Annotated in this window: 20 protein-coding genes and 1 riboswitch; of the genes, 17 read left to right on the forward strand and 3 right to left on the reverse strand. The window is 28.9% G+C overall.

The annotated features are described in order from the left end of the window. The first annotated feature begins 15 nt into the window (after window positions 1-15). Both Tmeso_RS11555 and Tmeso_RS11560 read left to right on the forward strand, forming a co-directional pair. Window positions 16-1,452 carry a DEAD/DEAH box helicase gene (locus tag Tmeso_RS11555; RefSeq protein ID WP_187296335.1) on the forward strand — a complete coding sequence of 479 codons (1,437 nt, stop codon included), beginning with the start codon at window positions 16-18 and terminating at the stop codon, window positions 1,450-1,452. Window positions 1,453-1,616: 164 nt separating this feature from the next. After that, window positions 1,617-3,392, forward strand: a complete 1,776-nt coding sequence (locus tag Tmeso_RS11560; protein WP_099191355.1) for a methyl-accepting chemotaxis protein — start codon at window positions 1,617-1,619, stop codon at window positions 3,390-3,392. 82 nt (window positions 3,393-3,474) lie between these two features. Here Tmeso_RS11560 and Tmeso_RS11565 read toward each other — a convergent pair whose 3' ends face one another. Both Tmeso_RS11565 and Tmeso_RS11570 read right to left on the reverse strand, forming a co-directional pair. Next, window positions 3,475-4,437 carry an HD-GYP domain-containing protein gene (locus Tmeso_RS11565; RefSeq protein ID WP_099191357.1) on the reverse strand — a complete coding sequence of 321 codons (963 nt, stop codon included), beginning with the start codon at window positions 4,435-4,437 and terminating at the stop codon, window positions 3,475-3,477. A gap of 206 nt (window positions 4,438-4,643) precedes the next feature. After that, window positions 4,644-4,730, reverse strand: a riboswitch (cyclic di-GMP riboswitch). Window positions 4,731-4,870: 140 nt separating this feature from the next. Continuing rightward, complete coding sequence (locus Tmeso_RS11570; protein ID WP_099191359.1) at window positions 4,871-5,458, reverse strand: YdcF family protein; 588 nt, start codon at window positions 5,456-5,458, stop codon at window positions 4,871-4,873. 220 nt (window positions 5,459-5,678) lie between these two features. On the opposite strand from Tmeso_RS11570, the gene Tmeso_RS11575 reads away from it, so the two are divergent. From Tmeso_RS11575 to Tmeso_RS11635, 13 genes are all read left to right on the forward strand, one after another. Then, window positions 5,679-6,389: an ABC transporter ATP-binding protein gene (locus tag Tmeso_RS11575; RefSeq protein ID WP_099191361.1), complete on the forward strand. Its 711-nt coding sequence runs from the start codon at window positions 5,679-5,681 to the stop codon at window positions 6,387-6,389. 2 nt (window positions 6,390-6,391) lie between these two features. Next, window positions 6,392-7,381 (forward strand): ABC transporter substrate-binding protein, encoded by a 990-nt coding sequence (locus Tmeso_RS11580; RefSeq protein ID WP_099191363.1) that lies wholly within the window; start codon window positions 6,392-6,394, stop codon window positions 7,379-7,381. Further along, the gene (locus Tmeso_RS11585) at window positions 7,356-8,123 is read left to right on the forward strand and encodes an ABC transporter permease (protein WP_207653856.1); all 768 of its coding nucleotides are present in this window, start codon (window positions 7,356-7,358) and stop codon (window positions 8,121-8,123) included. Before Tmeso_RS11580 ends, Tmeso_RS11585 begins: the two co-directional genes overlap by 26 nt. A 114-nt stretch (window positions 8,124-8,237) precedes the next feature. Then, a complete protein-coding gene (locus Tmeso_RS11590) occupies window positions 8,238-9,413 on the forward strand; it encodes a DUF1343 domain-containing protein (RefSeq protein ID WP_099191365.1) in 1,176 nt (391 codons plus the stop codon). A gap of 249 nt (window positions 9,414-9,662) precedes the next feature. Continuing rightward, window positions 9,663-11,045, forward strand: coding sequence for a SpoIIE family protein phosphatase (locus Tmeso_RS11595; protein ID WP_099191367.1), 1,383 nt, complete (start codon window positions 9,663-9,665; stop codon window positions 11,043-11,045). Window positions 11,046-11,063: 18 nt separating this feature from the next. Next, the gene (locus Tmeso_RS11600; RefSeq protein WP_242967918.1) at window positions 11,064-11,456 is read left to right on the forward strand and encodes an ATP-binding protein; all 393 of its coding nucleotides are present in this window, start codon (window positions 11,064-11,066) and stop codon (window positions 11,454-11,456) included. Window positions 11,457-11,495: 39 nt separating this feature from the next. Further along, a complete protein-coding gene (locus Tmeso_RS11605) occupies window positions 11,496-13,490 on the forward strand; it encodes a methyl-accepting chemotaxis protein (RefSeq protein ID WP_099191369.1) in 1,995 nt (664 codons plus the stop codon). Window positions 13,491-13,501: 11 nt separating this feature from the next. After that, window positions 13,502-13,780, forward strand: coding sequence for an STAS domain-containing protein (locus Tmeso_RS11610; protein WP_099191371.1), 279 nt, complete (start codon window positions 13,502-13,504; stop codon window positions 13,778-13,780). A gap of 203 nt (window positions 13,781-13,983) precedes the next feature. Continuing rightward, complete coding sequence (locus tag Tmeso_RS11615) at window positions 13,984-14,328, forward strand: LapA family protein (protein ID WP_099191373.1); 345 nt, start codon at window positions 13,984-13,986, stop codon at window positions 14,326-14,328. 88 nt (window positions 14,329-14,416) lie between these two features. Continuing rightward, a complete protein-coding gene (locus tag Tmeso_RS11620) occupies window positions 14,417-14,914 on the forward strand; it encodes a GNAT family N-acetyltransferase (RefSeq protein WP_099191375.1) in 498 nt (165 codons plus the stop codon). 174 nt (window positions 14,915-15,088) lie between these two features. Beyond that, window positions 15,089-16,879, forward strand: a complete 1,791-nt coding sequence (locus Tmeso_RS11625) for an aminopeptidase P family N-terminal domain-containing protein (protein WP_099191377.1) — start codon at window positions 15,089-15,091, stop codon at window positions 16,877-16,879. 282 nt (window positions 16,880-17,161) lie between these two features. Continuing rightward, a complete protein-coding gene (hcp, locus tag Tmeso_RS11630) occupies window positions 17,162-18,799 on the forward strand; it encodes a hydroxylamine reductase (protein ID WP_099191379.1) in 1,638 nt (545 codons plus the stop codon). Window positions 18,800-19,020: 221 nt separating this feature from the next. Then, entirely contained in the window at window positions 19,021-20,406 is a 1,386-nt protein-coding gene (locus tag Tmeso_RS11635) for an MATE family efflux transporter (protein ID WP_099191381.1), read from the forward strand. Window positions 20,407-20,580: 174 nt separating this feature from the next. On the opposite strand, the gene Tmeso_RS11640 is transcribed toward Tmeso_RS11635, so the two are convergent. Beyond that, window positions 20,581-21,285 (reverse strand): ATP-binding protein, encoded by a 705-nt coding sequence (locus Tmeso_RS11640; RefSeq protein WP_099191383.1) that lies wholly within the window; start codon window positions 21,283-21,285, stop codon window positions 20,581-20,583. A 264-nt stretch (window positions 21,286-21,549) separates the two neighbouring features. Here Tmeso_RS11640 and gap point away from each other — a divergent pair, with 264 nt between their 5' ends. After that, window positions 21,550-22,578 carry a type I glyceraldehyde-3-phosphate dehydrogenase gene (gene gap / locus Tmeso_RS11645; RefSeq protein ID WP_099191385.1) on the forward strand — a complete coding sequence of 343 codons (1,029 nt, stop codon included), beginning with the start codon at window positions 21,550-21,552 and terminating at the stop codon, window positions 22,576-22,578. A 157-nt stretch (window positions 22,579-22,735) separates the two neighbouring features. Further along, entirely contained in the window at window positions 22,736-23,644 is a 909-nt protein-coding gene (locus Tmeso_RS11650; RefSeq protein WP_099191387.1) for a ribonuclease Z, read from the forward strand. Window positions 23,645-23,647: the final 3 nt, after the last annotated feature.

A 23,647-nucleotide genomic window follows, 5' to 3' on the forward strand; every position in this document is an offset into this window, starting at 1 on the left:
GAGGATTATATAATTATGTTAAATTTTAAAGATTATAATTTAAGCGATGAAATATTAAAAGCTATAGATAGATTAAACTATACATCACCTACACCAGTTCAAGAAAAAGTAATTCCACTAGCACTTAAAGGAAGAGATGTTGTAGTTAAATCTCAAACGGGAAGTGGAAAAACAGCATCGTTTGCAATACCTATATGTGATAAGGTTGATTGGGATGAGAATAAGCCACAGGCTTTAATTATTACTCCAACAAGAGAACTTGCAATTCAAGTAAGAGAAGAGTTCTTTAATATAGGTAGATTCAAAAGACTTAAGGTATCTGAAGTATATGGACAATTTTCATTTAGAAGACAGCAAAAAGAGCTTAAACAAAAGACTCATATAGTAGTAGGAACTCCGGGAAGATTGATAGATCATATGGAAAGAGGAACTATAGATTTATCTATGATTAAATATTTAGTTATAGACGAAGCTGATGAAATGTTAAATATGGGATTTATAGAGCAGATTGAAGCTATAATAGAAAAACTTCCTAAGAATAGAATAACTATGCTACTTTCTGCAACTATGCCTAAAGATATACAAAACCTGTGTAAATCATATATGAAGGATTATGAGCAGATAGAAATTGAAGCTCAAAATCTAACTGTTGATAAAATAAATCAAGAAAAATATTTTATAAATGAAGAAAATAAGTTCGAATTTTTAAAGAATATCTTAGTAGTTGAAAATCCAGATAGATGCATGATATTTTGCAACACAAAAAAAATGGTTGATGAGCTTTATGATAATCTATCTGGTTGGATAAAATCTTGTAGCAAAATTCATGGTGGAATGGAGCAACAAGATAGAACCAAGGTTATGGATGATTTTAGAAAAGGTAAATTTAGACATTTAATAGCTACAGACGTTGCGGCTAGAGGTATTGATATAGATGGAATAACTCATGTTATAAATTATGATACACCTGAGGATAAAGAAGATTATGTTCACAGAATAGGAAGAACTGCTCGTGCAAGCAAATCGGGTAAGTCTATTACTTTCGTAACAGAAGATGATATGAAATTTATAGATGTTATACAAAAGTATATAAATAAGGAAATAGAATCTAAAGAACATCCAGATAAACTTACAGTAGATAAATCTAGAGATGATTTTAATGAAAAAAATAGTACAAAATTAGATATTGGCCCACTAAAGAGTGAAAAAGTAAGTGAAGGAATTATGAAGCTTCATATAAATGCAGGTAAGAAAACTAAGATGCGCCCTGTAGATGTAGTTGGAACTCTTTGCAATATAGAAGGAATGACTGCTGCTGATATAGGGATTATAAATATAATAGATGTATCTACTTTTGTAGAAATATTGAATGGAAAAGGTGAAATGGTTTATAACGCTCTTCAGGGAAGACCTATTAAGGGGAGAGTTAGAAGAGTTAGTAAGGTTGATTAAAATTATAGTAAGAAATACAGTAAGAAATTAAATATAGAACTTTATAATGGATAACAGGTAAACTATTATTGTATATTTTGCCTGTTATTTTCCGTTTACTATTTATAAAAAAAATAAAAAAGTATCCGATATCTTAATTAAGACAGTTGAAAGGGGAATTACTTATGAAAAAGATAAGCAATAAAATAATATTATTGACAATTTTTACATCTATGATTACAGCATTGTTTATAGGCGGAAGTAATATATACTCAATGAAAAAAGCAAATGACAATATGATGAAATTAGTTGAAACATCAGCTAGAGAAGATTATGACACAATGATTAAACAACAGGTTGATAGTGTGATATTTATGTTAGGCAGTATATATAGCAAATATGAAACAGGGGAAATTACATTAGAAGAAGCTAAAAAACAAGGTGCTGATTTAGTTAGAGATATTAGGTATGGAGAAGAAGGATATTTTTGGATTGATACATATGATGGAGAAAATGTTGTTCTTCTTGGGAAAGATGTCGAGGGAACGAATAGAATGAATCTGCAAGATACAAAGGGAAAGTACATAGTAAAAGAAATTATAGCTAATGGATTAAAAGAAGGAGGAGAATATACAGATTATTTTTTTCCTAAACAAGGGGAAGAAACTTCGTCTCCAAAACGTGCTTACAGTAGATCTTTTGAACAATTTGAATGGGTAATTGGAACAGGAAATTATACAGATGATATAGACGAATTCATTGCACACAAAAAAAATCTTTTACAAAAGCAGATTGAAAATAGTGTCAAAGTTACTATAGGACTATCTTTATTAGTATTGGCAATAGGGGTCATTTTATCTTTATACTTTTCCAAAAAGATAACTAATCCTATTTTAGTAATAACAGATATTGTTAATAAAACAGCTAATCTAGACTTAGCCTATGATAAAAACTTTGAAAAAATACTTGAATATAAGGATGAAACAGGCATTATATCTAAAGCAGTTGCTAATTTGAGAAAAGAACTTAGAGGAATTGTTGGGATGATACAAGAAAATTCAAGTGAACTTCTAAAACGTTCATATGGAATATCAAATTCTACTAATGAAATAGTGGGCGGGATAGAAAGCGTCAATAGGGCTATAGAAGAATTAGCTTCTGGATCATGTGATCAGGCAGAGGAAGCTCAAATGAGTGTAACAAATCTTCAAAAACTTGCAAATGAAATTAATGCATCAGTAGATGCTTCACAAAAAGTTAAAAAAGATACTGATAAGTCAAGGAAGGCAAATGCTGAGGGAATAAAGAATATGAGAATATTGGTAGATAAGTTTGAACAAACAACAAAAGCTAATGATGAGGTAGCTCAAAATGTAGATATTCTTAAAGATAAATCAAATTCAATTGGACAGATAGTAGGTACTATTGAAGATATAGCAGAACAAACAAATCTTCTAGCTTTAAATGCAGCTATAGAATCAGCAAGAGCTGGAGAGGCTGGAAGAGGATTTGCGGTTGTAGCAGAACAAATAAGAAAACTAGCAGAACAAACAGGATTATCTACAAAAAGAATAAGTGATATGATAGAAGAAATTCAAAAGCAAGTAGATGAAGTAAAGATAAATATTGGTAAAGGTCAGGACATAAATAAAGAAGCGATTGAATCTATGCAAGAATCTGAAAAGTCATTTGAAAGTATAGATACAACTATCGAGAATATGGCACAGAATATAGACAGCCTGATTCAAAATATAAATCTTGTGAATAAAGATAAGGATGAAGTTGTAGTCTCAATAGAAGGAATATCAGCCATAACACAACAATCAAGCGCATCGACTCAAATGGTTTTATGTTCTATGGAGGAACAAAGCAATATAATCCAAGATATATCAAGTAATGCTAACGATTTAAAAAATGTAGCCGATACATTAGATCAAGTAGTTAAAAAGTTTAGTTTATAAAAAAATATATAGTATATAAATTCATTTAGGATTTTGTATTAAAAAAATACCCTGCAGGGTATTTTTTTAATACAAAATGATTTTAGTTATTATCTATAAATAAAGTTAATTCTTCTAAAAGATTATAATATTTATTTTTTGTCTTAACAATAGGTCTCATTGGCATATATTTATTCTGATGACATACTACACCTATATCTCCATTACTAAGCTTAACTTCCATACCTGTTGGGTATATATATATACTTTTTTTAAAAATGTTAACTATATTTACATCAAAGTAAGTAGATGATTTTCCTATAATTTCTTCAAAAGCTTCAAAAGGCTGTAATCCTTTTTTTGAGATTAAATTATCATATTCACTACATATTGCAACTATTTTTGAAAACTCATATATATCATTTCCATTTTGTTGATTTGGATATCCTAACCCATCAACCCTTTCATGGTGTTGAAGTGCTATTATATAAGAAGTAACGTTGATTCCTTTAGTATTTCTTAAAATATCTATTCCTTTAACTGTATGTTGTTCATCATCAGTTAAAGCGTATCCTATATCATGTAAAAATGCACCCAATGTTAGATTATACATTTTTTCATAATTATAGTTCGAATTTATACCTATAATAGCAGAAAGAATGGCAACATTTAAACTATGAACATATATACTATTTTCTATATTTCTTACTCCGTTAGAAACTGAAAGTGTATTTTCTGAAATAGATAAATTTTGTAAAATTTCTTTGAGTAAATTTGTTATCTTTGATTCATCAAAATATCCATTTTTTTTTATTGAATTAAATGCATCTTCTAAAAGCATTATACATTTTAATTGAGTATTTACATCAATAACATCTTCTACTATAATATCTTCAGTTCCTTCTTCTTCAACATAAGCACTATAAATACCAAGTTCATTTAGTTTTTTTATGGAAAAATTTGATAGTTTTCCTCCTTTGTTTAATACAACATGCCCATTTTTATTATAAACAGGTTTTGCCAACTCACTTCCAATGTATTTGTCTGATAAAAAAATTAATTTCATACACGCAGTCCTCCCTGACTATAATTTGATATAGTATTCTAATACTATTAGAAATCTATAAAAATAAAAAAGATGTCTATAGAACATAGACATCTTTTGCCTTAACATTTTTTATGTTATACATTTTAGTACTAAACAATTATCTGTTTTTAGATTTATTTAATACACAAAATAAAACTTATTAAAATAAGTTTTATTTTTTATTTTTCGGCAAACTGGCAATCATAGGATTTATATCCCTTAGACCCATGTCTTTGCGTCCTTACCTTTAGGTAAGTTTGCTATTATCGTTATATATTATTTTTTTATTATCAATATATCCTATTATAACAATGTTTTATTTAATATAAAAGGATTATTTATCATGTCATATGTTAATATTATGTTAAATAGGGAATATATCAAACATTTAAGGTCTCATTGACGAGCATTTTTATCTATCAAAAATGAATGATTTTATCACTGCAAAATACTCTCGTATAAAATACTTAGGAGCTATATGAGTGATTGTTTTAGATGGCATACCGTAAGCGATAAACCCTAATCTCTTAGCTATAAACTTAGATCTGAATAAATGAAATTCATTTGTAACAATCATAATTTTATGATTGTTTTTACCATCCAAATTTTCAAGAATTTGTTTTGTGAATTTTAGATTTTCAATTGTACTTGTAGATTTATCTTCCTGTATAATTTTATTTTCATCTACTCCATTTAAAACTAAGTAGTCTCTCATAGCTTGAGATTCAGGCATATTTTCTCCCCTACCCTGACCTCCAGAAACAATTATTTTAGTATCAGGATTATTTTTTATAAACTCTAAAGATTTATTCATACGATCTAATAATGTAGGAGATAAAACATCACCCCAAAGACCTGATCCTAAAACTACTAAATATTCAGCATCATATTTCTTATCTTCTTGCCCATGGATTATAATAAGTCCTTCAATAATAATAAAAGAAACTATTAATATTAAAACTATTATTTTAATCACTTTTGATATAAATCTTCTTCTCATATTTGATTCATCCTTTTTATATATTATTTATATTTATATTATATTCGTATATTAGAAAAAATCAAATTGATTTACTTGCATTAGTATCGTAAAATTGATAATAAATGTAAAATATTATATAATTTAAAATATATGATAGTAGGAGACAGAAAAATAAGAGAGTGTTTAGAAATAATAGTAGATATTAAAAATTATTGGGAAAAATTATAGGGAGATATTTATGATTTGCAAACTAAAAAATATATATAAAAAATTTGATAACTTAGATGTTTTAAGCAACTTAAATTTAGATATAAATAAAGGAAAAATTATCTGTATAGTAGGTCCGTCAGGATGTGGTAAATCAACACTTTTAAATATTGTGTCTGGACTAATTAGACCTGATAAAGGAGATATTATAGGTGATTTGAATAGTGTGGGATATGTTTTTCAAGAAGATAGATTATTGCCTTTTAAAACAGTTTATGAAAATATAGCTATTGTAGGTAAAGAGAAAAATCACAAAAAAATAATGGACTTAATAAATGATGTTGGGCTTGATGGATTTGAAGAATCATATCCAAATAAACTAAGTGGTGGTATGAGGCAAAGGTGTTCAATAGCGAGAGCTTTTTACTTTAATTGTGAAATACTTTTAATGGACGAGCCTTTTAAGTCCTTAGATTATAATCTTAAGGCTAACATGATAGATTATTTAATAAAATTATGGGACAAGTCTAAAAACTCAATACTATTTGTTACCCACAGTATAGATGAAGCAGTTCTGTTAGGAGATAAGATTATAGTTTTATCAAATAGACCCACTAGTGTATTAAAAATTTTTAATATTGATATTCATCAAAGCAAAAGAAGTTTAACGAATGATTATATTACAGATGTGAGAAATAGAATAATAGACTTACTGATAATTTCAAATAATAAGGGGGAATAGTTATGAAAAAAATTTTAAGTTTAATATTAGGATTAGTCATAGTTGTAGTATTATTTGTAGGTTGTACGAGTACTAATGAACAGATACAAAAAGAAAGTACACCTTTAAATATTAAGGTTGCTACACCTGCTGGAACACCTACTATCAGTATGATTAAAATGTTTAAAGAAAATCCATCAATAGATAATAATGTAAGTATCAGTTATGAAAGTGTAAAATCAACCGATATTTTATCTTCAAAGATATTATCTAATGAGGCTGATATATTCATAGTACCTACGAACCTAGCTGCAAACTTATATAATAAAAATTCTGGCTATAAGATAGCTGCATCTACTGTATGGGGAACTTTTTATTTAGTAGGAAATCAAGATGTATCGAATTGGGGAGACCTTAAGGGTAAAGAAATAGACATGATAGGAAGAGGATTAACTCCTGATGCTATATTTAGATACTTACTTATTCAAAACAATATAGACCCTGATAAAGATGTGAAATTGAATTATTTTGGAGGTGCTTCTGAGCTAGCTACAAATTTTATTTCAGGGAAAAGTAATTTTTCATTAATGCCTGAGCCTATGCTTACTAAAGCTTTGATAAAAAGAAATGATAGTAAGATTTTAATAGATTTACAAAAAGAGTGGAAAACGAATACCAAGTTAAATTCAAGTTATCCTCAAGCTTCTTTAATAGTTAGTGAAAAATTAATAAACAATCATCCAGAGTTTGTTAAAAGTTTTTTAGATGAGTATGAAAAATCTATAGATTGGGTTAATCAAAATCCTAGTGAAGCTGGAAAGTACTGTGAAGAGTTGGATATGGGACTTTCTAAGAATATAGTAGAAAAATCAATTCAAAGATGCAATATAGATTATGTAAGTTCTAAGAATGCGAAAGAGGCTATAGAAAAGTATTTAAGCATATTGTTTGAATATGATTCTAAGCTTGTCGGAGGTAAACTCGTAGATGAAGACTTCTATTTCACAAAATAGATTGTATACCATGATTTCTATATTATCTATTATAGTGCTATGGAAATTTCTTTCTATATGGTTAGACAATCCAATAATGATACCATCAACTGAGAGTACTTTTTTTGAATTTATAAATATAATTAAATCTAAAGATTTTGATGTAATAATAATTTCTACTTTAACTAGAGTAATAATTGGATTTTCAATATCATTTATACTAGCATTAATTCTAGGAATTTTATCTGTTTTTTTAAAACCTGTATATTATTTATTAAGACCTATAATAGTTATTCAAAAAGCAACTCCTACTATGGCAATAATACTTCTTGCTATAATATGGTTAAAATCTGAGTCAGCACCTATTTTAGTTGGATTTTTGATAATATTTCCTATTATATATTCTACCGTTATACAAGGAATCCAAAATGTTGATATAAAACTTATAGAAATGGCTAGGATTTATAAATTAAGGAAAATCGTAGTTATAAAGGATATATACATACCATATATTATGTCTTCTTTAATATCGGTTGCCTCGGCTACTATAGGACTTAATTTAAAGGTAATAATAGCAGCCGAGGTTTTGAGTCAACCGAGAGTTTCTATAGGAACGAGTTTTCAAATTGAAAAAGCAAATTTAAATACTGCTGGAGTTTTTGCATGGGCTTTAGTTAGTATAATTATTGCTGGAGGATTTGATTTGATTATAAAGGTAGTTAGCAGTTATATTATAAAAAGTGAAGTAGGAAGAGATTATTAAAATAATTTATATAAAGTATCCTGTACAAAATTGTTGTACAGGATATTTTAATGTCTTACAAATAATGCAAAATAATGATAAACTTTAAATAAATATAAAATTGGGGGAGGTATTATGAAAACTTTTTTTGCTTTTTTGATTTCAATGTCTATGATTGCTTCAAATCCAGCACAACAACTAAAAGATAATAAGGTAGTTTTAGGAAATGAAAGGTTAATAAGCGAGTACAGTGAGTTAATAGATTCAAAAAATATAGGAATTGTAACTAATCAAACTGGAGTTGATAGTTTAGGTAAAAATACATTTGAAAAGCTTTACGATTATGAAAATACTAATTTAACAGCAATTTATACTCCAGAGCATGGATTAGATGGATTAACGCCAGCAGGCAAATATGTAAAATCTTATACAGATTCTAGTATGAATATTCCTGTATACAGCTTATATGGGGAAACTAGAATGCCTAGTGAGGATATGCTTAAAGGTGTGGATGTTTTAGTTTTTGATATACAAGATATCGGTTCTAGAACATATACATATATTTCTACTTTAAATTACTGTATGGTAGCAGCTCAAAAGTATAATAAACAAATAATAGTTCTTGATAGACCCAACCCTATAGGAGCTAATAAAGTTGAGGGTTTTGTTCTTGAGGACAAGTATAAGTCGTTTGTAGGAATAGATAATCTTCCTATGTCTCATGGAATGACTGTTGGAGAACTAGCTAAGTTTTTTAATAGAAATATTGGTGCGAATCTAACTGTTGTGCCTATGCTAAATTATAGTAGAGATATGATATATCAAGATACAGGATTGCCATGGGTTATGACGTCTCCTAATATACCAAATATAGAATCTGCTTTTGGATATATGGCAACTGGTATTGGTGAAGGAACAGGAATAGGGCAAGGAGATAAATTTACTTGGATAGGTGGAGATGGAATAGATAGCAATAAGTTTGCTGAACTTTTAAACAATTCAAATCTTGAAGGTGTAGAGTTCATTCCAGAAAGCAAAGGAGATAAGGGTGGAGCAAGACTTAATGTAACAGACTATCATAGATTTAATCCTTGTAAGGTAGGTACATATGCTTTAACATATGCACATGATTTAACAAATTTTAAGGTTCCAAAGAGTGGTAAAAAGATAATTATGTTTGAAAAAATAATGGGAACTTCAAAATACGGAGAGTTGCTTGAAATGAAGTATACTCCTGAGCAAATAGTAGATTATTATCAAGGTGATTTAAATAAATTTAAGGTTGAAAGAGCTAAATATTTAATTTATTAAAATAAAGGGGGATAACAAAAAAATTAAAAGTATGTCTCAAAGAATTGGTGTAATTGAAGAAGAGTTGAAGATTATAAAAGATTAAGTTGAATTAAGTTATAAAAGCACATAATAGACTTATAATATATGCTTGAATTATTTAAGTGAATTGTCAAAAATTTTCAAGAATTATGTTATAATACGAATTGATGGTATTTATAGAAAAAATAACATATTAACGGTTTATTTAATATAGGAGATGAACATAACTTGGATTTAGAAAGAGTTTTAAAAGGAATTTCAGATATTATAGGTGTATACAAACCTGATAATACAATTTTATTTTATAATAAAGCGGGGTATGACTTCTTTAAAAAAAGCCATAAAGAAGTTAAGGGGAAAAAGTGTTATGAGATGCTTAATAGGAATAAAAAATGCCCTGATTGTCTTTGTGAAGAAGCAATTAAAACTAAGCAAATAAGATATGGAGAAAAATATATTCCGGAAATCAATAAATACCTGGAATATAGATACAGTCCTGTATTAGATGATTCAGGACAAGTGATATTTATTGTTGAACAATTAAGAGATGTTACGGATAAAAAGAATCTTGAGAATATACTTAAAGAAAGTGAAGAAAGATATCGTCAAATTGTCGATATATCCCCAGATGCTATAATTATTACTGTAGGTAGTGAGATTGTTTTGGCAAATAAAGAGGGGTTAAAATACCAGAATAATCTTATTGGACAAAATATATATCAATATTCTCCTGATTTTGCAAAAACTATGTATAAAAGAATGAATCAAATATTAAAAAATAAAATAAAAAAAACTACATTTGATTATAAAATTGTTCTTAGTGATAATACAAAAATAGATGCAGAAATATCTTCAAGTTATTTAATATATAAAGGGAAACCAGCTGTTCTTTCTATAATTAGAGATATTACAGAAAGAAAAAGGGAATTGAATTCTGCTGCTAAGATACAAAAAGAGCTTTTAAAAAAGCCTTGTGATATATTGGATAAAGTATATATGGAGTCTCTTTATATACCAGCAAAAACAGTTAGTGGAGACTTCTTTTATACTCATAAAGTAAATGAAGATTTACTTGTTGGGATAATTGGAGATGTAAGTGGTAAAGGAATTACAGCTGCTCTTAATATATCGGCATTTAATGTTTTGTTCAATGAAGAAGTTTTGATTAATAATGATCCATCTAAAATCATCGATAGTTTAAATAAAAAGTCTGTTAAATATTTAGGAGAAAGATATATAGCAGTATGTTGTTTTAGTTTTGATTTTAAAAAAAATGAATCAAAGATAGTAGGAGCTGGGATTAATCAATTTATATATCAAGATAATAAATGTGATACTAAAAATAGAATTGTAAAAGGTCCATTTCTTGGTATGTTTGAAGATAGCAAATTTGATGAAAAGATAATTAATTTTAAATCAGGTGATAAATTCTATTTTTTCACAGATGGTTTAGATTTTATATTTGATAACGATGAAATAAAAGAAATGTATTTAAAAACTAGTACAATAGATGAATTTAAAAATTATATTAAAAGTTCTTTGAATAATATGTTAACTGATGTAGAAGGAATAAAAGATGATTGCACATTACTTGCATTAGAAATAAAATAGAGTGAGGTGGAATTTGGCATGACAATGAAGAAAAATGAATTTGTTTTATATGGATTAGATAATTATAAACAGGTTATTGATAATGTTATTAATGAATTAAATATTTCACATGATTGTTTTGATATTAAACTGATACTTACAGAGTCTTTAACAAATGCTTTTAAGCATGGAAACAATAGTGATAATTATAAGCCTATTTATTTAAGATATATTTATAATAATATGAACATAGAATTTGAAATAGAGGATTGTGGTAATGGATTTAAAAGTTTGAGTATTCCAAATAAACTATCAGATGAAAATTTATTAAATGATAGTGGAAGAGGATTATTTCTTATAGAGTGTATTGCTGATAATATTGAGTTTAAAGAGAATAAATTAATTATACAAAAATATTTAAATGTCGGATAAAAAATTGGCTTCATGCTAATTAGTAAATGGAGGATAATAATGAAAATAAGTTTGAAAACCAAATTGATTTCTATGTTTTTTATATTTATATCAATTCCACTTCTTGTTTTAGGAGTTACTTCTAGCTTTATGACTTCGAGTTCAATGCAGCATACAACTGAGGAAAATTTGAGAAAACTTACTGAACAAACAGCAGAGTTTATACAACAAGATATAGATTCTGTAAGTAAGTATGTTCAAGTTTTGACCTATGATTTAGATATAGCTAAGACAGCAGCTGGATATAATGAAAATAATCATGAGGTATATACATATTTATCAAAATTACAAGAAGAAAATAAAGACAGAATAGATTCTTTATATATTACAGATGAATTTGGTAAAGAAATTATGAGTACTAGAAATGAAAAGTCTGATGTTGATTTAAGTGATAGAGAATATATTCAAAAGGCATTAAATGAATCTTTTTCTCAAAGTGATGTTATATTAGATAAAGATATTAATGAGCCTATAATAGCTATTGCTTATCCCTTAGTAATTGATAGTAAAGTTGTAGGTACAATATGCGCAAGCATTAAATTTGATAATATTTCAAGTCGTGTATCAAAAGTTAAAGTAGGAGATAATGGTTATGCTTACATGATTGATAAAAATGGAATGTTTATATCTCATCCTGAAAAAGAAAAAATATATAATGAAAATATAGGGGATATAGATAATAATGAGTTAAAAGCTTTAGTGAAGAAAATGAAGTCTGGTGAGGCTGGTGAAGGATACTATACGTATGAGGGGGCATATAAATTTGTAAAATTTGCTCCTGTTAATGATTGGATTGTAGCAGTAACAGCTGACTACAAAGAATATATGGCTCCGGCACTATCTATTAGAAAAATTACAATAATAACAATTGTATTATCTTTATCAATTATAATGTTATTAGCTTATTTTATAACAACTAAAAATATTATAAATCCTATTAAGAATTTAGAGGAACTAATGATTAAAGCAGGAGAAGGAGACTTAACAGTTAGATCGAATATAAATACAAATGATGAAATACAGGTGTTAGGTGAATATTTTAATGATATGATTGATCATCAAGCAAATATAATAAAGCATGTTAGAAGTGGATCAGAAGAATTAACAGCATCATCAGAAGAATTAGCAGCATCATCAGAAGAGATAAGTGCCTCAACAGAACATATAACTGATAATATACAAGGTGTTGCATATAATGCACAAAACCAAAATAAATCAATAATTGAAACATCTGAAGTTCTGGTTCAACTTTCGAGTCTGATTCAAATAGCAAAAAATAAAGTAATTATAGCTAAGGAAAATTCTGATAATACTATGAATACGGCTAAACAAGGAAGGATAAAAGTTGAGGAGACAGTTAAGGCTATTGAAGATATTAGTAAGGTATCAAATGAAACACAAGATGTACTCAAAGTATTAGATAATCTTTCTAAAAAAGTTAGTGGCATCATCAGTACAATTAATAATATTTCAAGTCAAACGAATTTATTAGCATTAAATGCTTCTATAGAAGCTGCAAGGGCTGGAGAACATGGAAAAGGATTTAGTGTAGTAGCTGATGAAGTTCGTAAGCTTGCAGAACAAACAAATATTGAATCAAATGAAATATCTTCACTGGTAAATGAGATGGTAATTCAAATAGAAAAAGCAGTTAGTTCAATGAATATAGGGAAACAAGTAGTCGAGAATGGAGTAGTTGTAGCAAAAGAAACAGATGAATCATTTATAAATATTATACATGCAGTAGAGCAAATAAGTAATGCTGTTAATCAAGTTGTAGATGTAACAAAAGATGAAGTTGCAAGTTCGGATCAAATAATACAGCTTATTGATTCTGTAGCAACTACTACTGAGACTACATCTCAAAGCAGTGAACAGGTTGCAGCAGCCGCTCAGGAGCAGTCTTCTATAATTCAGAATTTAGCTGCTAGTGCAGAAGAAACTAGTGCCATGGCGGTTAGCTTAAATAGTCTTGTAGAAAAATTTAGAATTTGAGGTGAACATAGATGAATGAAGTAAAAATATCAATACCAGAAAATTTCGCAGTAGATGAAGCAGCAGAATTTAGACAGAATATGAATAATTTGATAACCGAAGGTAATAAGAACTTTGTACTTAACTTTAATAATTGTACATTTATTGATAGTACAGGACTTGGAGTATTAGTAGGAATATATAAAAAGTGCGCTGAGTTAAATGGGAGTTTAACACTTAACTCAATAGATCCAAAAGTTATGAAGATTTTTGAGTTGACAAGATTAGATAAGGTATTTGAAATTAAATAATTTAAAAAGACTCAAAGAGTTAAATGTGACTCGTTGAGTTTTTTTATTTACTAGTATATATAAATTAATAATATTAATTCTCAGAAAAATTAAAAAGGAATTTAAAAATAAATGTCGAATTGTAATGAAATAAGGATAAATAAGTAAAATTGAGCTGAAATCCAAATAATGTATAATGGTTTTTTTAGTAAAGGGGGAAGTTTATGCAATTGGGATTTATCATTTCTTTAATATTTGCAATTTTAGTAGCATTATTTGCTGTACAAAATTCTGGTAGTGTGGTTATAAGTTTTCTATTTGCTGAATTCAATATTTCTCAAGCTCTTGTGATTCTGATTTCAGCAGCTTTAGGTGCAATAATTGTTATGTTACTAGGGTTTATAAAACAAATTAAACTAAAGCTTAAAATAAAAGAACAGTCAAAGAAAATTAAAAGTTTAGAAGAAGAAAACAAATTATGCAATAATAAAATTGAAGAATTTGAAAATAATCTAGATGAAAAGAAAATGGATACTTTAGAAGATAATAAAATAGATATTAATGAATAAGTAAAAAGACAACTCTTGGATTAATCAAAATGGGAGTTGTCTTTTATATATTATACAAGGGTGAAAATAAATTGAGGTGTAGATTAAAATGATGTTTAAGGTAAATGGGTTTAGAGTAGAGGAACTTAATAATAAGGATTTAAATGAAATTGTTGAGGTTTATAATTCTAATAAAAATTTTTTGATTAGCCATATGGATAAAAAAGAAATAACAATTGAATGGATGATTGAAGAATTGAAGTCTATGAAAGAAATTGGATTTTTATGCTGTAAGATAGTAGATATGAACTCGGAAAAAATAGTTGGAGTAATAGATTTTAAGGTAGATAAGGAAACATACTTATCTTTACTTATGATACATAATAATTATAAAAATAAGGGTTTAGGAAGATTAATATATAAGGGGTTAGAAAAATATGCATTATCTTTAAAAAGTAATTGTATAAGAATAGATGTAGTTGCTGATTATGACGATTCAGTAATTGAGTTTTGGACTAAAAATAGATTTGTTAAGTTTAAAGATACTATACTTAATTGGACGGGTAAGGATTTGGATGCTATTGTTATGAAGAGGAATTTGACCTAAATACAAAATATAATTTAGGTAGGTGATTATAATAGCTTTCTATAATGAAATGCCTAAGAAGAAATTATTTTGTATATTTATTCCCATATATTATCTTAATTGTTATATTTTTTTAGAGATTTTATGTTATAATTTGCACTAGAAGATATACAATGTTGAAAGGAGATTAATATAATGAAAGTATCTGAAAAACTTACAAATTTAAGAAAGTTGATGGCAGAAAAAAATATTGATATGTATATTGTCCCTACTGCCGATTTCCATCAAAGCGAATATGTTGGTGAACATTTCAAAGCTAGAAAATACATAACAGGTTTTACAGGTTCTGCAGGAACTGCTATTATTACAATGGATCATGCAGGTCTTTGGACAGATGGAAGATATTTTCTTCAAGCTGGGGAACAACTTGAAGGAACAACTGTTGAATTATTTAAAATGGGAGAGCCAAATGTTCCAACTATAGAAGAATATATTGAAAGCACACTTTCTGAAAAAGGAATACTTGGATTTGATGGTCGTGTTATTTCAATGGGAGAAGGACAAACGTATGAAAAAATTGTAAAAAACAAAAATGGATCTATATGCTATGATTGTGACTTAATTGATGATATATGGGAAAATCGTCCAGCACTTTCTAAAAAACCCGCCTTTGCTCTTGATATAAAATACACTGGTGAATCTACAGCTTCTAAATTGGAACGCATTAGAAAATCAATGAAAGATGCAGGTACAAATACACATGTAATTACATCTTTAGATGATGTAGCATGGACTCTGAACATACGTGGAGATGATATTGAATTCTTCCCTCTAGTTTTAAGCTATTTAATCATTACAATGGATGAAGTACATCTTTTTATAAATAAAGATAAATTAAGCGATGAAATAATATCAGAGCTTATGAAAAATGGGGTAACAGCTGTTCATCCGTATAATGATGTATATGAAGAAGCAAAAAAATTCACTAGTTCTAATGTATTGTTACTTGACCCTGTTAGAACAAATTATGCATTATATAATAACATCAATAATGATGTTACAAAAGTAGAAAAAGAAAATCCATCTGTTTTATTTAAAGCTATGAAAAACCCGACTGAAATTAAAAATATAAAAAATGCTCATATTAAAGATGGAATAGCACATACAAAGTATATTTATTGGTTAAAACAAAATATAGGCAAAGAAACAATTACAGAGATTAGTGCATCTAATAAACTAGAAGAGCTTAGAGCAGAACAAGAAGGATTTATTCGCCCAAGCTTTGAACCAATATCTGCGTTTGGTCCACATGGAGCGATTGTTCACTACACTTCTTCTCCAGAAACTAATATAGAACTTAAAAAAGGATCTTTATTCCTAACAGATACAGGTGGTGGATACTATGAGGGGTCTACTGACATTACAAGAACAATTGCACTAGGAGAAATACCACAAATAATGAAAGATCACTTTACTATAACTTTACAAAGTAATCTACGCCTTGCAAATGCAAAATTCCTTTATGGATGTAATGGTATGAATTTAGATATAGTTGCACGTGCTCCGTTCTGGAACCATAACTTGAACTTTAATCATGGAACAGGTCACGGAGTTGGATATTTAATGAACATTCATGAAGCGCCAACAGGATTTAGATGGCAGTACCGTGCACATGAAATTCATCAAATTGAAGAAGGTATGATTCTTACAAATGAACCAGGTATATATATTGCAGATTCCTACGGAGTTAGAATTGAAAACGAAATGATTGTATGCAAAGGTGAAAAAAATGAATATGGTCAATTTATGTACTTTGAACCAATCACTTATGTACCTATAGACTTAGATGCAGTAAACCCTGACATCTTAAATATAGAAGAAAAAGCATGGTTAAATGAGTATCATAAGACAGTATACGATAAGATTTCACTATACTTAAATGAAGACGAAAAAGAATGGTTAAAAGAATATACTAGAGAAATATAAAAATATAGAGTAGTAGGCATAGCCATCAAGCTAAGAGAGTAGAATATACTTCAATGAGTTTGGTGGCTACTTTTTAGTTACTTTTACTTTTAAGTATTCAAATTAAGTTACTTTTTCATATGAAAATAAAGTAAATGAGGATATTTTCATAAATATATCTTAAAAACTTCATTTAGGGAACCTATGTTACGGAATAAACTCTACTAATATAGTAAACTTTACTCATAGCAACACAACATAAGAAAATTAATTAAACATAATATAAATGAGGAGGAGTTAACTATGGGTATGTTTTGTTATCAATGTCAAGAGGCTGCAGGATGTAAAGGGTGTACAGTAAGAGGGGTATGTGGTAAGAATGAATCAGTAGCTAAGTCACAGGATATATTAGTTTATGCAAGTAAAGGACTTGCGATAGTAAGTAATGAGGGAAGAAAGGTAGGAGTTATAGATTCTAAGGTAGATAAGTATATAACTGAAAACTTATTTACTACAATAACCAATGCTAACTTTGATAGAGATGCTATCATAAATAGAGTTAAAGAAACTTTAAGATTGAGAGAAGAATTAAAGGTTAAGGTTGAAGAAGCTGGTGGAAATGTAACTGGTGATGCAACAGATTGGTCTGCGGTTACAGAAGCTGAATTTGATATAAAAGCAGAGACTGTTGGAGTATTATCAACAGAAAATGAAGATGTGAGAAGTTTAAGAGAACTTATTATTTATGGATTAAAAGGATTATCAGCTTATATGAAGCATGCTATGAACTTAGGATACAATAATGAAGATGTTCATGGTTTTATGGCTAAGGCTTTAGCGGCAACACTTGATGATAGTTTAACTGCTGATGATTTAGTGGCACTTGCTATGGAAGCTGGAAAATATGGTGTTGATGGAATGGCTCTATTAGACCAAGCTAATACAGGAACTTATGGACATCCAGAGATAACTAAAGTTGATATAGGTGTTAGAAATAAGCCCGGTATATTAATATCAGGGCATGATCTAAAAGATTTAGAATTATTGTTGAAGCAGACAGAGGGAACTGGAGTAGAGGTATATACCCATAGTGAAATGCTTGCTGGACAGTATTATCCGGAATTTAAAAAGTATTCTCATTTTGCAGGAAACTACGGAAATGCATGGTGGAAGCAAACAGAAGAATTTGAAAAATTCAATGGACCTATATTAATGACTACAAACTGTGTGGTACCTCCAAAGGATTCATATAAGGATAGATTATTTACAACAGGAGCTTCGGGAGTGCCTGGATGTAGACATATAAATGCTGATGAAAATGGAAATAAAGATTTCAGTGATATAATAGAAATGGCTAAAAGATGTGAGGTTCCAACAGAGATAGAAAAGGGAGAAATAGTAGGAGGATTTGCTCATAACCAAGTATTAGCTCTTGCTGATAAGGTTGTAGATGCTGTTAAATCTGGTGCTATAAAGAGATTCTTTGTAATGGCTGGTTGTGATGGTAGAGCAAAATCAAGAAACTATTATACTGATTTTGCTAAAGCTATACCAAATGATACAGTTATATTAACTGCTGGATGTGCAAAGTATAAATATAACAAACTTGATTTAGGAGATATAGGTGGAATACCAAGAGTTTTAGATGCGGGACAATGTAACGATTCATACTCATTAGTAGTAATTGCTTTAAAACTTAAAGAAGTATTTGGGCTTGATGATGTAAATGAATTACCTATATCTTATAATATAGCTTGGTATGAGCAAAAGGCTGTAATAGTTTTATTATCACTTTTATACTTAGGTGTTAAAAATATTCACCTAGGACCAACATTACCTGCATTCTTATCTCCAAATGTTGCTAAGGTATTAGTAGACAACTTTGGAATAGCTGGAATTACTAATGTGGAAGATGATGTAAAAATATTTATACAAGGTTAGTTAATATGAATACGTTTGAAAATTACAAAAAAGTGGGGGTGTAATTAGCCCATCCTTACAATGGCAATCTGTATTAAATATATAATATAAACTATTCAAAACTATACTCATATAATATTGGGTATAGTTTTTTGTTGTAGAATAGTTGCAAAAGCAACTAATATTATATATAATACCTAGTATGGAAAAAATGTTCGTACAATTAAATAGGAGGTGTATTCATGGAAAAACAGAAAAGACTCGGAACTGAAAATATAGGTAAATTACTTATCGAATTTTCATTTCCTGCAATTATAGGTATGTTAATTAACATATTATACAATATTGTAGATAGAATTTTCATAGGAAAAGGAGTAGGCGCTATTGCTATATCTGCGGTAGGATTAACTCTTCCATTCAGTACTATAATAATGGCATTTGGAATGCTTGCCGGCATAGGAGGTTCTGCTTTAATATCTATCAGACTCGGAGAAGGAAAGCATGATGAAGCTGAAAAAATACTTGGAAATACATTTATACTTTTAAGTATTATTTCTGTTTTAGTGACGGTTGTGGGTATTGGATTTTTAGATTCTTTACTTAGATTATTCGGGGCAAGTGATTTGACATTTAATTATGCTAAAGAGTATATATTTATAATACTTGCTGGAGCTGTATTTAATGCAGTTGGATTTGGTCTTAATGCATCTATTCGTTCTGACGGAAGCCCAAAGACTGCCATGATGACAAATTTGATAGGAGCTATAACTAATATAATTCTTGATTATGTATTTATAATGAAAATGGGTATGGGGATAAAAGGAGCAGCTATAGCTACTGTTATAGGGCAAACTTTAAATACTATATGGGTTCTTAGATATTTTATGTTTAATAATAATTCTTCTATGAAGCTTAAAGTTAAGAATATGAAGCTGGATATTAATATAGTTAAGGGAATATTTGCAATAGGAATGTCTCCGTTCTTAATACAAATTGCAGCAAGTGTTGTTAATGTACTTGCCAATAATACATTAAAAACAAATGGAGGAGATTATGCGATAGGTGCTATGAGTATACTTATAAGCATTACAATGATATTTTTGATGCCTGTATTTGGAATAACTCAAGGTGCACAGCCTATATTAGGATATAATTATGGAGCTGTTAAAATAGATAGGGTTAAAAAATCTTTAATACTTGCAATAAGCGCAGCATCTGCACTTTGCATAACAGGATTTGTATTTGTAGAATTTTTTCCAAGTTTTATGATATCTATATTTAGTGATGATGAAAACATACTCAAGATAGGTACAAATGGACTTCGGATATTTTTATGTATGATCCCTGTTATAGGATTTCAAATAGTAACATCAAATTTTTTCCAAGCCATTGGTAAAGCTAAAATTTCTATTGTACTTAGTCTGTCAAGACAGGTGCTCATATTAATACCAATGCTTATATTATTACCTAAATTATATGGACTTAAAGGAGTCTGGATTGCATATCCTATATCTGATTTTTCATCTTCGTTAATTACATTAGTATTTTTAATAAAAGAATGGAAGATTATGAGTGAAACAGAAAAAAATGAAGAAATTATAGATATAAATAAAATAATTGAAATATAAGAAAAAAGGTGCTAGAGAAAATCCCTAGCACCTTTTTTTATTCTATAGGAACTATATTATTTTTGGTTTTTCTGATAACTTATTGAAAAGGTCGTACTTGCAACTATTTTTGAGCAACGGAGCCTGGAAGGATCGTTGGCGACATGAGTCACCGCGTTAGCGAGTAGACGAATTTTATATTACATTTCCATCTGTCGATATTATAAATTCATTGTATGAAGCTTTTGTTTTAGAATTTAAGATAGCTTCTTTTACTGCACGAACTAATCCTGAGCAACAAGGTACTGACATTCTTGTAACTGTTATACTATTTATATTTTTGGTTTTAAATATTTCCGTAAGCTTATCTATATAGTATTGGTTGTCATCAAGCTTTGGGCATCCTATAACAGTAATTTTATTCTTCATAAAATCCATGTGGAAGTTTGAGTAAGAATATGCACAACAGTCTGCTGCAATTAATATATCTGCATTATCCCAAAAATCAGCTGAGGGACTTGCAAGTTTTAACTGTACAGGCCATTGCTTTAATTGGGAATCGATAGTATTTATTTCTTTAGTACCTGAGCCTTGACATTCGCATCCTGAATTGCTTTTCAACACTTTGCTTACAGATCCAGGACATCCACCAGAAGGTGTTTTCTGATTAATGGCATATCCTTTTCTAGATTTATCAAATTCCACAGTTTCTTTTTCTGTTAATTTTATTGCATCAACTGGACAAGCAGGTAAACACATTCCTAATCCATCACAATAAGAATCGCTAGTTAATTTTGCTTTACCGTTTATGACTTGTATAGCTCCTTGATGGCATGCATTAGCACACAATCCACATCCTATACATTTTTCTTGATTTATTTCAATTATTTGTCTTTTCATTTTTAAATCCTCCTTTAATATGATGTTGTTATATGTATATTATATACTATGTTTTTATTTGTTTAGAGAACAAATGTTACGAATAATATAAAACTACAATAAAAAAATACATTTTCATGTATACAAAATAGGATGAATATGTTAAACTGTAAAAAGTATAACACATTATAAATAAAAACACACACTAATCTAGTGGTAATGGCAACAATGTGTTATTCTAAATATTATATATTAATAACTACTACATAAATGGAGGGTTTTAGAATGAGTATTAAAGTGGGAATTAATGGATTTGGAAGAATAGGAAAAAACGTATTAAAGGCATGGTTAGAAAGAAAATCGGATATAGAAATAGTGGCTATAAATAGTACTAGTGGACCTGAAAAACATGCACATATATTTAAATATGATTCTTTATACGGAATTTTAAATGAAGAAGTTACAGCTACTAATGATTCTATAATAATAGGTGATAAAGAAATTAAATTTACAGCTCATAGAGATCCAGAACAAATTCCTTGGAAAGAATTAGGGGTTGATATTGTTGTAGAATCAACTGGGTTATTTACAAATAGAGAAGCATGCAGTAAACATATAAAAGCAGGGGCAAAAAAGGTTATAATTTCTGCTCCTGGAGTAGATGAAGATATAACTATAGTTATGGGTGTTAATCATAATGATTACGATTCAGATAAGCATCATATAATATCTAATGCATCTTGTACTACAAACTGCTTAGGACCTGTTGCTAAGGTCATTAACGATGAGTTTAAAATAGTAAAAGGACTTATGACTACTGTACATGCTTATACTAATGATCAAAAAATATTAGATCTTCCTCATAAGGATTTAAGAAGATCTAGAGCAGCAGCAGAATCAATTATACCTACTTCTACAGGAGCTGCTAAGGCAATAAGCAAAGTTATACCAGAACTAAGCGGAAAATTAAATGGAATGGCTATGAGGGTACCTATCCCAGTGGTTTCAGTTGTGGATTTAGTTCTTGAACTTGAAAAAGATGTTACTGTTGAAATGGTTAATAGTAAATTAAAAGAAGCTTCTGAAGGTGAACTTAAAGGAATATTAGGGTATAGTGATAAGCCTTTAGTATCGATTGACTATAAGAAAGACTATAGATCATCTATAGTTGATGGATTATCTACTATGATGATTGGAGATAATATGTTAAAGGTTGTATCTTGGTATGATAATGAGTGGGGATACTCTAATAGAGTTATAGATTTGGCAACGCATATAGGTGAAGTTAAAAATATGAATAAAGCTAATGCTTAATCAAAAAATACTTGTTTTGTAACTACAAAACAAGTATTTTTTTATACATTAAATCTTTTAACGGGTATTGTTTGAAATTTTTAGAATAAAGACTTTTTTATATATTATAATATGAATAGGAAAACTATATAATATAAAGATAAAAGGAAGTGATTAAATGTTGGATGTTTGTTTGTTAGCACCTGGAGGTGTTATGCCGTTTTACGATAGATTTCTTACATCTATGATTGTGAGCTGTAATGGAAGTATGGCACTTGTAGATTGTGGAGAAGGGACTCAGATTCTTTTAAAAAAGCTAAAATGGGGTTTGAAAAATATAGATATAATTTGTTTTACTCACTATCATGCAGATCATATAGCTGGACTTCCGGGACTTTTAAGTACGATAGGGAATTCGGGGAGAGAAGATGAATTAATACTAATTGGACCTAGTGGATTGCAAAATGTGGTTGAGGGTCTTATGGTTATAACTCCTCAACTTCCATATGATATAAAGCTTATTGAGACTTCTGATAAATTAGTTGAATATATACATAAGGATTTTGTAATAAATTCACTACCTGTACAACATAGTGTTGATTGTATGATGTATAGCATTGAAGTTATGAGAACAAGAAAATTTGATAAAGATAAGGCTGAAAGTCAAAGTGTACCTATGAAATATTGGAGTAGGCTTCAAAAAGAAGAAATAATAGAAGATGATGGAATTATATATACCCCTGATATGGTACTTTCGAATAGAAGAAAAGGACTTAAAATTTGCTATTGTACAGATACAAGACCTCTTCCTGGAATTGTGGAGTTTATAAAAAATGCTGATCTATTTATTTGCGAAGGTATGTATGGTGATGATGCTTATGCTGAAAAAGTAAAAGATACAAACCATATGCTGTTTTCGGAAGCGGCAAATCTTTCTAAACAGGGGGATGTTAAAGAATTATGGCTTACTCATTTTAGTCCAGCGCTTCAAAATCCATATGAGTTTTTAGATGTAGCTAAAAACGTTTTTCAAAACTCTGTTATAGGTGAAGAACTAATGGTTAAGGAATTTAAATTTACAGATTAAGGA

Source organism: Tepidibacter mesophilus (assembly GCF_002724055.1).
GTDB lineage: Bacteria > Bacillota > Clostridia > Peptostreptococcales > Peptostreptococcaceae > Tepidibacter_A > Tepidibacter_A mesophilus.